The sequence below is a fragment of the Paenibacillus sp. XY044 genome (assembly GCF_002257645.1).
In the GTDB taxonomy this organism is placed as follows: domain Bacteria; phylum Bacillota; class Bacilli; order Paenibacillales; family Paenibacillaceae; genus Paenibacillus_AQ.
Genome location: NZ_NQMO01000010.1, coordinates 210,556 through 224,123, shown reverse-complemented (window position 1 = coordinate 224,123; position 13,568 = coordinate 210,556). Strand labels below are relative to the sequence as shown.

Sequence of the window (13,568 nt, the reverse complement as noted above, 5' to 3'; positions counted from 1 at the left end):
AACATATACTCCATAATAACGCGCTTCATGTCGATAGTCAACTTCCCTTGGCCCAAAGTGCAGGACCATTTTCCCGTGTGTAGACAGACCGCATGCCGGCACAAAAAAAAGAGCCCGGCGCCGCAAAGCGCCAGACTCTTCTGAATGCATCGAAAACTTTATGGGATATACAGGATCTGTCCTTCCTGCACGGTCTGATCCGCCAGCCGGTTGTACAGAACGAGCTCCCGCGGCGTCAGCTGGTAGCGGTCTGCAATCGTCTCAAGCGTCTCCTCCCGCTGAACGATGCACAGCCGAACTTTACGGAACGGCGTCTGCTCTGAGATGCTGCCGAGGAACAGGTTCTTCCACTTGACATCCTCGGCCTCGGAAGCATTCGCACCGGCGCTGGCTTCGGCAGCCTGCTGTTCCTCCTGCGCCTGCTGGTACTCGAGTTCCTTGATGGAACGGCTCGAGGACAAGATCGAGGAAAAGCCGATCGCTTCCTTCTCTCCGGTGTCAGGTTCCTTTTTGCTTCCGAGCGCGATCCGCATTTCCCTGTCTTCGGGCGGTTCTTCCTGCTGAGCTTTATCCTGGAAAGCCCCAAACGGGAAAGCAGGCTCGCTGAACGGATCTTTGCCTGCAGCGTTCAAATAGATGTCTTCTTCCGTTTCCTCATCCGCCTGAACAGCCGTCGTTTCCGGATTCAGCAGCTCCGATTCCTCTTCATGCTCAAAATGCCACTTGTTCGGGTACTGGGGCTCCGCTGTCCGGTCCGATGGTTCCTTGTCCGTATGTAAAGCGGATACTCCAGCCACCTGCGGCGGAGGCGCCGACGCTTCCTGCTCAGGTTCGCGGGTAAATTCCCAGGCGGTAGACGGCGATGCGGTTTCGAGCGGTTCGGAAGCTACAGGCTCTGCCTCTTCGTCCGGCGCGGATGGACGCAGAGCGGACGCTTGCCATACGGCTTCCCATGCTGCCGCTTCCTGAGCTTCCTCAGTGTCCCTTTCTTCGGCGGCTTCGCTCAGAACCTGCGCAGGTTCCGGCTGTTCCTCCTGGATTTGGGGTGGGGGCTGCGTAAAGGACTGTGCAGGCGCAGGTTCATCCTGCGGCGTGAAATCACGCTGAACGGGTGCGGAAGCCAGCTCCTCTTCCCGCTCTTGAGCGAAGATGGAGGCATCCTCCTGAATGTCCTCGTCCGGTGCATGGACCACCGTGAATTCATCTGCTTTCCAGGCGGATGATTCCGACTGGGTTTCGATGCCGCGCAGGGAGAGCACGCCCGTGATGTTCAGGCTCCGCTTGGACAGCAAGTCGACGTCGAAGTTTTCAATTTCTACCGCGATGTCGTCCAGCGAGGTCACCCGGTTCAAAGGAACCGTAATCTCCACCGGAATGAAATGCTCCAGCCGCTGCGCTCCTTCTTCCTCACCTTCGCCTCTGTACAGACCCGTCAGCAGCAGATGGCCGCGCAGATTGGCTTGTTCGTCCTGGCTGATCACCTGAATATGCGGAAGCAGCTCGATTTCCTCGAGTTCTTCGATCCCCGCCACGTCTTCGTTTAAATGAATGCGTTCGTAAATGTCAAAGCGTAAACCGTAGGACTGGTCAAACACAAATAACGTCCTCCTTTTCGGCATATTTCTAACCGTGGGCCATTCCCACAGCACGAGCCAAAATCATTACTCGTTCTATTTATATGCTTTAAAAAGAGGAGCATGCCAGTTTTCATATGATACTTAGGTCTACGATCTCACAAGTGCTTTGAGCCGCTCCATGTCCTCGGGCCACGGATCGCTCACCTCAATCTGCTCGCGTGTCAACGGATGGGCGAAAGAGAGACGCTCCCCGTGGAGCGCTTGCCTGCCAATGACGGATGTGTTTCCGCCGTACAAGGCATCGCCCAGCAGCGGATGGCCGACATGACTGAGATGGACGCGTATTTGATGCGTCCGTCCGGTTTCCAGCTCCAAATAGACGAGGCTGGCTTTATTCCCGGACTCTGCACGGAGAACCCGGGTCACGGCAGGCTGTCCTCCCGGGGACACCCGTCTGCGCTGCTTGTGATGGCGGTCCTTTCCTATGGGCAGGTCGATGACCTTCAAATCCGCGGGAATTCTCCCTTCGACGAAGGCCGCGTAAATCCGCGATATCCGCTTGCCGCTCATTTCCTTGTCCAGCACAAGCTGCGCCCAGTCATTTTTGGCATACAGCACGGGCCCGGAGGTATGCTGGTCCAGCCTGTGGATGTGCCTGACCGCGATCTCTTCGCCTTGCACCTGATAATGGGCGGCCACGGCATGATCCAATGTCGTTTCTTCGGAGTGCCCGTCCGGATGAACCTTCATCCCGGCAGGCTTGTGAACGACCAGGCAGAAGTCGTCCTCGTACAGCACGGTCAGGTCCGTCCACACCGGTTCGATCCCTGCCTCGCGGGCAGCAAAAAGGGCCAGCCGAAGCCGGTCCCCTTTCCATTCGATGCCGTTCGATGCCTTAAGCTGCCCAAGCAGCTTCTCGGGCATGCCCGCCTCGTTCAGCAGCCAAGCTATGGCCGCCGCTTCGCGGTCTTCGGCGGATGCGATTCTTTTGCCGGGAGCCAGCTCCAGCCATTCCCCGCGCCGGAGCCAGTGGTTCAGGCTCACAGCCGCTTGAGGGCGTTGTAATTGGCTTCGATCGTGGCATCGATGTCTTCGATGCTATGGGCAGCCGATACAAACATCCCCTCAAACTGGGAAGGAGCCACGCTCACGCCTTCCTCAATCAAATTGCCGAAATATTTGGTGAAACGCGGAATGTCGCTCGACTTCGCCGTATCGTAATTCACGACAGGCCCTTCCGTGAAGAAAGGACATACCATGGAGCCGACGCGGTTGATCGTTACCGGGATACCAAGCTCCTTGGCATTTTTCACAAAACCGGCTTCCAGACGGGCAGCGCGTTCTTCCAGCTGGTCATATACCGCAGGTGTCAGGAGCTTCAGCGTCGTAAATCCGGCCGCCATGGCCAGCGGATTTCCGCTCAGCGTACCCGCTTGATAAATCGGACCGGACGGCGCCACCTTCTCCATGATTTCGCGCTTGCCGCCATATGCGCCGACAGGCAGTCCGCCGCCGATGACCTTGCCAAGACAGGTCAGGTCAGGCGTAATGCCGAACCGGCCTTGGGCGCAGTTCAGATGAACCCGGAAACCGGTCATGACCTCGTCAAAAATGAGCAGGCTGCCATATTTCGTCGTAATTTCGCGCAGTCCCTCCAGAAAGCCCGGAAGCGGAGGCACGACGCCCATGTTCCCAGCCACCGGCTCCACGATGACGCAGGCGATCTCCTCGCCAAAACGTTCAAAGGCAACCGTTACCGACTCAAAGTCGTTGTATGGAACCGTGATCGTATTGCTCGCTACGCTTTCCGGCACGCCCGGGCTGTCAGGCAGGCCAAGCGTCGCTACACCGGAGCCGGCTTTGATGAGCAGGCTGTCCGCGTGTCCATGATAGGAGCCTTCAAATTTTAAAATTTTGCTGCGTCCCGTATAACCGCGGGCCAGGCGAATCGCGCTCATCGTCGCTTCCGTTCCCGAATTGACCATCCGGACAATGTCGATCGAAGGGACCCGTTCGCACACGAGCTTGGCCATTTCCGTCTCAATCAGCGTAGGCGCGCCGAAGCTCGTCCCTTTGGCCGCCGTTTCCTGAACCGCAGCAATCACTTCCGGATGGGCATGTCCCATAATCAAGGGCCCCCAGGATCCGACGTAGTCGATAAAGCTGTTGCCGTCAATATCGTACACGCGCGATCCTTGGGCGTGGTCCACATAAATCGGCGTAAGGCCAACCGATTTAAAGGCGCGTACCGGGCTGTTCACACCGCCGGGAATATATTGTTTGGCTTCTTCAAAGGCCGACCGGGAAGCCTCCTCCTTGCGCTTTCCAGACATACTGCTCATGTCGTTCACTCCAATCTGTCGGTTTAAATCGCCCCACAAAGTGGGGATTTTGCTCCGATGCTCCTGTTACCCCTTGATCCACCGGGCCACGTCTTTGGCAAAGTAAGTAATAATAATATCCGCACCGGCACGCTTCATGCTCGTCAGCATTTCCTGCACTACGGCCTTCTCGTCGATCCAGCCTTGAAGGGCCGCTGCTTTGACCATGGAGTACTCTCCGCTCACGTTGTAAGCGACGAGCGGCAGGTCGAACTGATCCTTCAGCGTGCGCATAATATCCATATAGGACAAGGAAGGCTTGACCATCAGCATGTCCGCCCCTTCGAGCACGTCGGACTCCGCTTCACGCAGCGCTTCGCGTGCGTTGGCCGGGTCCATCTGGTATGTTTTCCGGTCGCCGAATTGCGGCGCCGAATCGGCCGCTTCACGGAATGGGCCGTAGAAGGCGGAAGCATATTTGACCGAATAGGACATGATCGGCACATGCTCGAATCCGTTCTCGTCGAGCCCTGCGCGAATCGCCTGCACGAAGCCGTCCATCATGTTGGACGGCGCGATAATATCGGCGCCGGCTTTCGCCTGGGATACCGCCGTCTTGACCAGCAGTTCGAGCGACTCATCGTTCATGACGTCGCCGCACACATGGCCGTCGCGTTCGAAAGTATGCACCATACCGCAGTGGCCGTGATCCGTAAACTCGCAGAGGCAGGTGTCTGCCACGACGAGCAGATCCGGATACCAGGACTTGATCAGGCGCGTTGCTTCCTGAACGATGCCGTCTTCCGCAAAGGCCGAGGAGCCGACGCTGTCCTTTGTTTCCGGGATACCGAACAGCAGCACGGCCGGAATGCCGAGGGATGCGATTTCGTCCACTTCTTCTTTCAACCGGTCCAGCGAAAAATGATAGACTCCCGGCATGGATGAAATCTCGTTTTTCACATTTTCTCCATAGGTTACAAAAATCGGCATGATCAGGTCATTAACGTTCAGCACCGTTTCGCGCACCATGTTCCGCATGCCGGCGGACTGGCGGAGGCGCCGGTGTCTTACCATTGGAAAACTCATAGCTGTAAACCTCCTGTTGATATATATTGTCTTAGTCATGGTCAGCCCAGACTCTTCTATTCTGATGCGGCCGCAGCTTCCGCGTTCCACAGACAAAGCGACCGGACAAGGCTGTCCAGCGTCGCCTCTTCGGCAATGATACCAACTTCAAGTCCCGCGTCACGGGCTGTCTTGGCCGTAATTTCTCCTATACATGCAACTTCCACACCCTGCAGCAGAACCGCCGGGTCCTGAATTCCCATCCGCTTCAAAATTGAAAGCAGATTGTTCACCGTCGACGAGCTGGTGAACGTCACAGCATGAATCCCGCCCTCTTCCAGCAGCCGGATCAATTCGGGGTCGTCCTCCCGCCCGGCGATCGTCTGGTATATCACCGTGCCGGTGACTTCGAGTCCCATCTCGGCGAGCTTTTCAGGCAGCCAGTTCCGCGCCAGATCTCCGCGCGGAAGGAGGACCTTCTGGCCGGCGAGCAGCTGGCTGCCCAGTGTCTCGATCATTCCCTCCTGCTGGAAGCGGTCCGGCAGCTCCACGGGGATAATACCTCGCTGTCCGAGCGCCTCGGCCGTAGCCGGACCGACCGCCGCGATCCGTGCCCGGTGCAGCTGCCGAATGTCCTTCCCCTGTTCCTTCAGATGGCGGAAGAAGTAGTCGACGCCGTTGGTGCTTGTAAAAAACACCCAGTCGTATTCATCGAGCCGGGCGAAGGCGTCGTGGATGCCCTGCTTAAGATCGGCCGCTTCGGGATACACCGTCTCGATCACAGGAAATTCGTAGGGTTCCCCGCCGAGTTCCTCGATCCGGTTGACCAGGTCGCTTGCTTGGGCTCTGGAGCGGGTCACCAGGATGCGTTTGCCAAACAGCGGCAGCGACTCCGCCCATTTGAGCTGCTCGCGCTGCCGCACGACGTCGCCGACAACGATGACGGCCGGCGGCTGAAAGTCCGCCTGCTTCACTTTCTCCGCAATGTCGGCCAGCGTTCCGGCAAGCACTGCCTGTTCCGCCCGCGTCCCCCACCGGATCAGCGCCACGGGCGTGTCCGGTTTGCGTCCATGGCGCATCAGCTGCTCGGCGATATAGCCGATCTTGGCCACGCCCATCATAAAGACCAGCGTTCCGGTCGCGTTTGTGACCTTGTCCCATTCGATCATCCGGTCCAGCTTGTCCGGGCTTTCATGCCCGGTGATGATGGACAAGGAAGATGCCAAATCCCGGTGGGTCACCGGAATGCCCGCGTACGCCGGGACACCGATCGCCGCCGTAATGCCGGGCACGATTTCATAAGGAATGCCGTTTTGCTTCAGCAGTTCAGCTTCCTCACCCACGCGCCCGAATATCGTCGGGTCGCCGCCTTTCAGCCGTACGACCGTCTTCCCCTGCAGGGCGAGGTCTACCAGCAGCTGGCTGATCTCTTCCTGCTTCATCGTATGGCGGTCCGGGAGCTTGCCGACGTAAATTTTTTCCGTTCCCGGCTTGAGCGAATGCAGCAGCTGCGGCCCCGCCAGACGGTCATATACGACGACATCCGCCTTTTGCAGGCACTCCAGCCCTTTTACCGTAATTAATTTGGCATGCCCGGGTCCGGCTCCCACCAAAAATACTCTTCCCGCCATGTTCTCATCCCCTACTCCCTGGTCTGTTCCAGAATTCTCTCGGCTCCCTGGGCAATCAGCTTGTTCGCAACATCTTCGCCGAGCTTCTGCGGATCCGTTCCAGTCAGCGTTTCTTTTAAAATGACGTCCCCTTCGGGAGATCCTACCATTCCCGTTAATTGTATAACGGGCGGAGTCTCTTGGGAATGCCCCGATCCGGACGGAACAAGTACGGCATGAGCCCCGATCGGCACCTGGCAGCCACCGTTCAATACGGCGAGAAACTTGCGTTCGGCGGCAACGGTCAGTTCCGATTCTTTGTCGTTAAATAAATCAAGCAATCTGCGCAGCTCCGCGTCATTTTCCCGGCATTCGATGCCAAGCGCTCCTTGGCCTACGGCCGGCAGACAAGTCTCCACCGGAATATACGAGCTGATCTTTTCCTCCCAGCCCATACGGTACAGCCCGGCAGCCGCGAGAATGATCGCCTGAAAGCCTTCCGTCTCCAGCTTGCGCAAGCGCGAGTCAATATTGCCGCGAACCGGTTCCAGTTCCAGATCCGGCCGGTGAGCCTTGAGCTGGCTTGAGCGGCGAAGGCTGCTCGTGCCCACTTTCGCTCCCTGCGGAAGCTCGTCGATGCTTTTCCCATTGAGGGAAATGAGGCAGTCCCTCGGGTCGACGCGGCGAGGCACCGCACCGTTCATCAAGCCCTCGGGCAGAACCGAAGGCATGTCCTTCATACTGTGCACGGCCATATCGATCTCGCCGTCCAGCATGGCCTGCTCGATTTCTTTAACGAACAAGCCTTTCCCGCCGACCTTGGACAACGTCACATCCAAAATGCGGTCGCCTTTCGTCACGATCTTTTTCACTTCGAATTGAAAATCAAACCCGTGTTCTGCGCACAGCTGCTTGAGCTGGTCGATGACCTGCCCGGTCTGCGTTAATGCCAGTGCACTTTGTCTGCTGCCTACTACGATTGTCCGCATCATGATTCCTCCTGGTTGTTCGCTATCCATTGCTTGATTTGTTCCGTATCCCACGGCTCAAACGTGCCTTCGCGGATTTCATCCAGCACCTCAAGCTCTGCCGCTTTCATTAATAATCTTTGCCGGGTTTCCGGGCGCGTAACCTGCCTCTTAATGCTGCTGCGCAACCGGTACATCCATTCGAGATATTCCTCGTATTCGGGGCCGTATTCCTCCTCCAGCCTGTCGCAAATGTCCGCGGCAAGCGCCGGTCCGGCACCCGATGTGGACACGGCGATCAGCAGCCTGCCCCGGCGAAGCACGCTCGCGCTAATAAAAGAACCCGTCCGGCCGCCGCCGGCCGCGTTCGCCAGCACGCCCGACCGCTCCGCTTCGTTTATCACCGCAGCGTTCACGGCAGGCGAGGAGGTTGCTGCATAGACCAAAAAGGCCCCCGCCAAATCTCCCGCCGCGTACTCTTGGGAAATCCAGCGGATCCGGCCTTCCAGGGCAAGCTGCCGCAGTCCTTGCGTCACTTCCGGACTGATCACCTTCACATCGGCTAAAGCCGTCAACAGGGAATGCACCTTTCTTTCGGCCACCGCCCCGCCGCCCACCACGGTGCAGCAGCGCCCCTCGCAATCCAGCATTACGGGCAAATATACCGACAAAGGCTTCACTCTCCTGTCCAACGGTGAAAATCGGACCATGTATTCAGTACGAAAATAAATATGATAAACGCATATCCGATCAGGATCCACTGGGCCATCACTTGACCGGAATGCTGTTTGGAACGTTTACGGATAAGGAAAAAATAATAGATGCCCAGTCCGGCAAGCGTGGCGACCACTTTCAAATCCAGTAGCAGGCTGAGCTTGCCTTCGGAAATGAGCGACAGCACCGCAACGATGAATGAAACGGATAAAAGCGGGGTTCCGATCGATGCGAGCAGGTACGTATACTTGTCCATCAGCTCAAGACTCGGCAGCCGGCGGACGGTGTCGCTCCATTTTTTCCCTTTCAATCTTCTGTGAAGAAACAGATACATGCCGGCAAATACGGCAGCAATGGAGTATACGGCGAAGCTTAGGTTGGCGAGCGTAATATGCAGTATCAGCAGGCCGTGCACCGTCTCCCAGTGCCGCAGCGGGTTGTTCCCGGCCGCAAACCATAACCGGTTGAGCACCATGGCGCTGAATCCGATGATGCCCAGCAGCAGGACAGCAAACTCCGACCGCTGCACCCAGTTCATGATCAGGGCGGCGATGACGATACTAAATGAAAATAAGAGCAAGAAATCGAATGGGGTAAAAATCGGCAGCATGCTCTCCTGCCACGCTCTAATAAGAAGTGCGCCTCCCTGCAAAACGCCAACTACAACAAGAAGCCCTGTACCCATCCGCTTTGCCCCCTGATTGCGTCGTATGCAATCCGAGATAAAAAACAGAAGGCTCAGGGCGTAGATATAAATGCCGGCATCGTAAAAACCAGTGAGCAATGTCAACTCCCCCTACCGGCTTACAGGCTTGCAGGAGTCAAAGAAACCTTGGACAACTTCATGTCCGACGGGTTCTTGCTGATCCCATTATGGGTCAGGCCGGATTTCTCCATGACGCTGCTGCCATGACCGGACGCATTCATGTCCTCTTCCAAAGCAAATATGTGTGTGAAATACTCAAGCGCCTCATTGCCTTCCTTGCCGCCCGCCATTTCCTTCAAGCGGTTGATCGGATCGTGCATCATCTGATTGACGATGCTCTTGGTCAACCGGCGGATGACCTTCCGCTGATGGTCGTCCAGTTCAGGAAGCTTGTTAAACAGGCTTTCCAGCGTCTCTTCATGAATCGTCGTGGACTTCTCCTGAAGCGCACGGATCGCCGGCCGGATGCCGAGCGTCTTGAGCCATTGATAAAACGCCGTTTTCTCCTCTTCGATCATTACTTCGATCTTCGCTGCTTCCGCCCGGCGCATTTCGAGGTTGCTCTCAACGATTCCTTCCAGATCATCAATATCATACAGGAATACGTTGCTAATCTCGGCGATGGCCGGATCAATGTCCCGCGGCACCGCGATATCAATCATAAACAGCGGCCGGGATTGCCGCTTCTTCATGCTCTCGCTGACCTGCGCCGGCGTAAGGACGTAATCCTTGGCACCCGTCGAGCTGATCAGAATGTCCACTTCGTGAAGCCGGGCAATCGCCTGCTCCATCGTGCACGGAGTACCTTTAAACTTGCTGGCCAGCTCTTCCGCTCGGGCCAGGGTCCGGTTGGCGACGATCACCTCTTCGGCCCCGTTCGCGTACAGGTGCTTGACGGTCAGTTCGCTCATTTTGCCGGCACCGAGAATGAGCACTTTTTTGTCGTTGAACATGCCAAAAATCCGTTTGCCCAGCTCAACGGCCGCATAGCTCACGGACACTGCGCTTTCCCCAATGGAAGTCTCCGAGTGGGCTCTCTTGCCAAGGGTCACGGCCTGCTTGAACAGCATGTTGAACCAGGTGCCCGTCGCTTTCTCCTCCTGGCTTTGCAGGAAGGCGCTGCGGACCTGACCCAAAATTTGCGTCTCCCCGATCACCATGGAGTCCAGGCCGCAGGTCACCCGGAACAAATGGGAAATGGCCTGCTCGTCTTCATATATATATAAATGCTTCGTAAACTCTTCTCTTGGGATGTCAAACCATTGCTCCACAAAGCTGCGGATGAAATACCCGCACATATGGAGACGGTCCACCACTACGTATATTTCAGTGCGGTTGCACGTAGCCACAATCACGCCTTCCATTACACTTTTCGTCAGCATCAGCTGGCTGAGTGCCTTTGGAAGCTCGCTTTGATCAAATGTAAAACGTTCCCTCACTTCTACAGGCGCTGTACGATAGTTTAATCCGACAACGACGATGTGCATTACGTGTTCACCTGCCTATGTTTCATTTCAAAAAAAAAGATCCAGTTCAGGACGTTTTTTCTGACGGTACGTTCATTAACAACGTGTTCATTATATCACAATTGTCCTGCTCTCTCTGAACTATTTTTGAAATGTTTATGAAATTACATGTGATTTATTGTGTCACAAAGCAAAGGGCTTTATACCCTCTTTATCGCGTTTCTTCCAGCGTCTTGGCAAGTTCTTTGCCAATTTTCTTCAGCTCGCCCGCCTGCGAGGTGATGACGTGGCCGTCCTCGCTCAGCAGCTTCTCATATGCAGGCATGACGCCTGCATACAGCTGGCTGTACCGGAGCAGCATGTCCTTCTCCGCGTCGCTGAGGAGACGGTTGCCGCCGATTTGCCACTCTGTGATTACATTAACCAAATCTCCGACCGGTTTAAGCGGGTCGACGGCACCATCTCCAAAAGTTTTTGCAAGCCGGTCGTGAGCATACGATGCCGAATACGCCGCCAGCTTGAGTGCATTCAGCTCATCGGTGCGCGAACTGTCCTGCGCATCCGCCAGCGAGGTTCCCAGCACCTGCATTTGAAACTGGGCTACTTCAAACAGCATCCTTTCGGCATTTTCTCCTTCTGTATGAGGCCACATCATCCGGTATCCTTGGTAGACAAGGCTGACGAGCAGTACCAGCAGCAAACCGACAAACAACAAATCCCTCTGTTTTCTCCTTCTCACGCTTAAGCGAACCTCCCTGTCCAACGAGCTTACTACTCATTGTATGGGAGTCTAAAAAAACAAATAACCATGGAGATGTCCATGGTTATGATTTACTTATCGTTATTAGTGCAGCTAAGTTACACCAGTTCGCTCTGTCTCAGTTCAGGGGTTTCTACTGTCAATTCACCCAAACCGCGCACCAGTTTCTTGGCGTAAGTTTTTTCAGGTTTCAATACGGATACCAGGTAATCAATTGCCAATTGTGGATCTACCGTCTCACCGCAAGTGTAGCAGTCGATCGCTGCGAATCCTCTCTCAGGATACGTGTGGATCGAGAGGTGGCTTTCCGACAACAGTACGAGTACTGTAGCGCCCTGTGGTTCAAACTGCTTGGATTGTACCGACATCACTGTAGCACCGCATGCTTCGGCTGCTTCAACCATCTGAGCCTGCAAAAACTCCGCGTCATTCAGCATGTCAAAATCTACACCCCAAGTATCAACAGCAACGTGTCTTCCGAAAGTTGAATATTCCATCCTTCGGTTCCCCCTTCCTAGGAATAAAATGTTTGAAAATTTCATCCGCTAGGACCTACGTCATTCACTTCCCGAGGGAATAATCTCTCGCAACATTCAATGTCCTGAGTGAATCCTGGTTCCTATATATTCTTTTCAACGAGATTAAAAATAACATCTATCCGCCCGAATTGCAACCCTTTTTTATCCTTCGCAAGGAATTATTTTGAGTCCGTTATCCCCGCGTCAGCCGCCCTTTTTTGCAGGGCGTTTTGGAACGCAACAAGACCCCTTCGTTAACCGAAGAGGTCTTGTTATTCAAGGCAATCTCAGGCCTCGAGTGTAAACCATTTATGTGTGGTGAGACGCAATCTCTCGTCAATGACAGCAATCTGTTCAGGAGTCACTGCTTTGTTCCGTTCATCCAGTAAAAAGTTAATGTCCTGGTACAAGCGGGTTATTTCCTGTTCGACCTCAGTGAGCTGGAACATCCGCTGAAGCTCCCCGGTCGTATGCTTATATTCATACACCAGCTTGCTCTGGGCAGTCGTGACTTCCGCAATTTTTCGAACCGAGCCTTTTTCATAATAATACATCATTGTGAATCCTTGATAAATGCGGTTTACGATCCCATCCCCTTTGCAGGCGACGAATAACTTGCGGACCGCGTTAGTCAGATGAGGGTTCACCAAGCGGCAAGACAACTCACAGATGTATAACGAACCTTTACGCTCCAGAGGGAGATGAACCGCCTCGCCGCTTTCGTCTTCAAGCACAATTTCTTGTCCTCCGCCGTCCAGTACCTTCACATAAGGATGTACATGACAGCTTTCCGCCGAATGCAAAAATTGGTTCAATTGCTGCTCCGTCATTTGTAAAGTGGTTTTAACATACTCTGTGGCTAACCGCTGAGCCATAAAAATCTCCTCAATTCTTTTTTATGATTATAGAACGAATTGTTCAGCATTGCTGCCCTCAATTCTATAATCGCAACAAAAATTTCCGCCGGAACCGGCGGGTGATGACTGGAAAGGCCTCATGGCCTTACACAACCTTTAGTATTATTATACAGCACATGTTCGGACATTGGCTTGCCGAGCGAATGATGAATTTCCTTCATATTTCATAAAAAAACGGATTAAACCGGATTGTAGCCGAAAAATCTTATGGGATGCTCACTTTCCTCACGAGAAAAGTCTGAATCCCTATAGCATATGGCGAATTTATTGCATTCCTGCCATGTTAGGGTGTTACAGGCTTCATTGCTGCTGCCCTTCCGGCTGAACCATCCCATTCTGCGGAGAATCGCCGCTTTCGACAAAGGACTGGATCACGGACCACAATTCTTCTTTACCCACACCCAGTTCAGAAGAAAACATGACGAACAAATCATTGCTGCGGAGAAGGAGGCTCTCCTTCATCTGCTTGACATGCTTCTGCCAGCGGCTCTTCGGAATTTTGTCCGCTTTCGTGGCCACGACGCAGATCGGGATGTCGTAATGCTTAAGCCAGTCATACATGATGACATCATCCTTGGTCGGCGGATGGCGAAGATCCACCACCATGAGGACCAGCTTCAGCGTGTGCCGCTCCAGCATGTATTTCTCAATCATCTTGCCCCAGGCCTGCCGCTGCGTCTTCGATACCTTGGCGTAACCATACCCGGGGAAATCCACAAAATACAAAGCCTCGTTAATACGATAGTAGTTCATATGCTGGGTTTTGCCCGGAGTCGAGCTTGTTCTCGCCAGATTCTTCCGATTAATCATCCGGTTGATGAGCGAGGACTTCCCGACATTGGAACGCCCTGCCAGAGCAATTTCCGGCAAGGCGTCCACAGGATATTGGTCAGGGCCAACAGCGCTGATAATAAATTCTGCATTCGTTACTTTCATGGTTAAATAA

Annotated in this window: 13 protein-coding genes; all 13 read right to left on the bottom strand. The window is 54.6% G+C overall.

The genetic code is table 11. The features are described 5' to 3' along the window. Positions 1 to 158 precede the first annotated feature (158 nt). Positions 159 to 1,595, bottom strand: coding sequence for a LysM peptidoglycan-binding domain-containing protein (locus tag CJP46_RS30550; protein ID WP_094599400.1), 1,437 nt, complete (start codon positions 1,593 to 1,595; stop codon positions 159 to 161). 129 nt (positions 1,596 to 1,724) lie between these two features. After that, positions 1,725 to 2,621: an RluA family pseudouridine synthase gene (locus CJP46_RS30545; RefSeq protein WP_094599399.1), complete on the bottom strand. Its 897-nt coding sequence runs from the start codon at positions 2,619 to 2,621 to the stop codon at positions 1,725 to 1,727. Then, the gene (gene hemL, locus CJP46_RS30540; protein WP_179281393.1) at positions 2,618 to 3,919 is read right to left on the bottom strand and encodes a glutamate-1-semialdehyde 2,1-aminomutase; all 1,302 of its coding nucleotides are present in this window, start codon (positions 3,917 to 3,919) and stop codon (positions 2,618 to 2,620) included. Before hemL ends, CJP46_RS30545 begins: the two co-directional genes overlap by 4 nt. A 66-nt stretch (positions 3,920 to 3,985) precedes the next feature. Further along, positions 3,986 to 4,984: a porphobilinogen synthase gene (gene hemB, locus CJP46_RS30535; protein WP_094599398.1), complete on the bottom strand. Its 999-nt coding sequence runs from the start codon at positions 4,982 to 4,984 to the stop codon at positions 3,986 to 3,988. Between the two features lie 56 nt (positions 4,985 to 5,040). Next, positions 5,041 to 6,594: a uroporphyrinogen-III C-methyltransferase gene (cobA, locus tag CJP46_RS30530; RefSeq protein ID WP_094599397.1), complete on the bottom strand. Its 1,554-nt coding sequence runs from the start codon at positions 6,592 to 6,594 to the stop codon at positions 5,041 to 5,043. An 11-nt stretch (positions 6,595 to 6,605) separates the two neighbouring features. After that, a complete protein-coding gene (hemC, locus tag CJP46_RS30525; protein WP_094599396.1) occupies positions 6,606 to 7,562 on the bottom strand; it encodes a hydroxymethylbilane synthase in 957 nt (318 codons plus the stop codon). Continuing rightward, positions 7,562 to 8,212, bottom strand: coding sequence for a precorrin-2 dehydrogenase/sirohydrochlorin ferrochelatase family protein (locus CJP46_RS30520; protein ID WP_373558057.1), 651 nt, complete (start codon positions 8,210 to 8,212; stop codon positions 7,562 to 7,564). The genes hemC and CJP46_RS30520 overlap by 1 nt, the downstream gene beginning before the upstream one ends. Positions 8,213 to 8,217: 5 nt before the next feature. Continuing rightward, the gene (gene ccsA, locus CJP46_RS30515; protein WP_179281392.1) at positions 8,218 to 9,045 is read right to left on the bottom strand and encodes a cytochrome c biogenesis protein CcsA; all 828 of its coding nucleotides are present in this window, start codon (positions 9,043 to 9,045) and stop codon (positions 8,218 to 8,220) included. A 14-nt stretch (positions 9,046 to 9,059) separates the two neighbouring features. Then, the gene (hemA, locus tag CJP46_RS30510) at positions 9,060 to 10,448 is read right to left on the bottom strand and encodes a glutamyl-tRNA reductase (RefSeq protein WP_094599394.1); all 1,389 of its coding nucleotides are present in this window, start codon (positions 10,446 to 10,448) and stop codon (positions 9,060 to 9,062) included. A gap of 190 nt (positions 10,449 to 10,638) precedes the next feature. Beyond that, positions 10,639 to 11,166, bottom strand: coding sequence for a hypothetical protein (locus tag CJP46_RS30505; RefSeq protein ID WP_143813058.1), 528 nt, complete (start codon positions 11,164 to 11,166; stop codon positions 10,639 to 10,641). Between the two features lie 119 nt (positions 11,167 to 11,285). Further along, positions 11,286 to 11,684, bottom strand: coding sequence for an adenosylmethionine decarboxylase (speD, locus tag CJP46_RS30500; RefSeq protein WP_094599392.1), 399 nt, complete (start codon positions 11,682 to 11,684; stop codon positions 11,286 to 11,288). Between the two features lie 308 nt (positions 11,685 to 11,992). Next, a complete protein-coding gene (locus CJP46_RS30495) occupies positions 11,993 to 12,580 on the bottom strand; it encodes a non-ribosomal peptide synthetase module (protein WP_094599391.1) in 588 nt (195 codons plus the stop codon). 342 nt (positions 12,581 to 12,922) lie between these two features. Further along, on the bottom strand, positions 12,923 to 13,558 hold the full coding sequence (gene yihA, locus CJP46_RS30490; protein WP_094599390.1) for a ribosome biogenesis GTP-binding protein YihA/YsxC: 636 nt from the start codon (positions 13,556 to 13,558) through the stop codon (positions 12,923 to 12,925). Between the last annotated feature and the right edge of the window lie 10 nt (positions 13,559 to 13,568).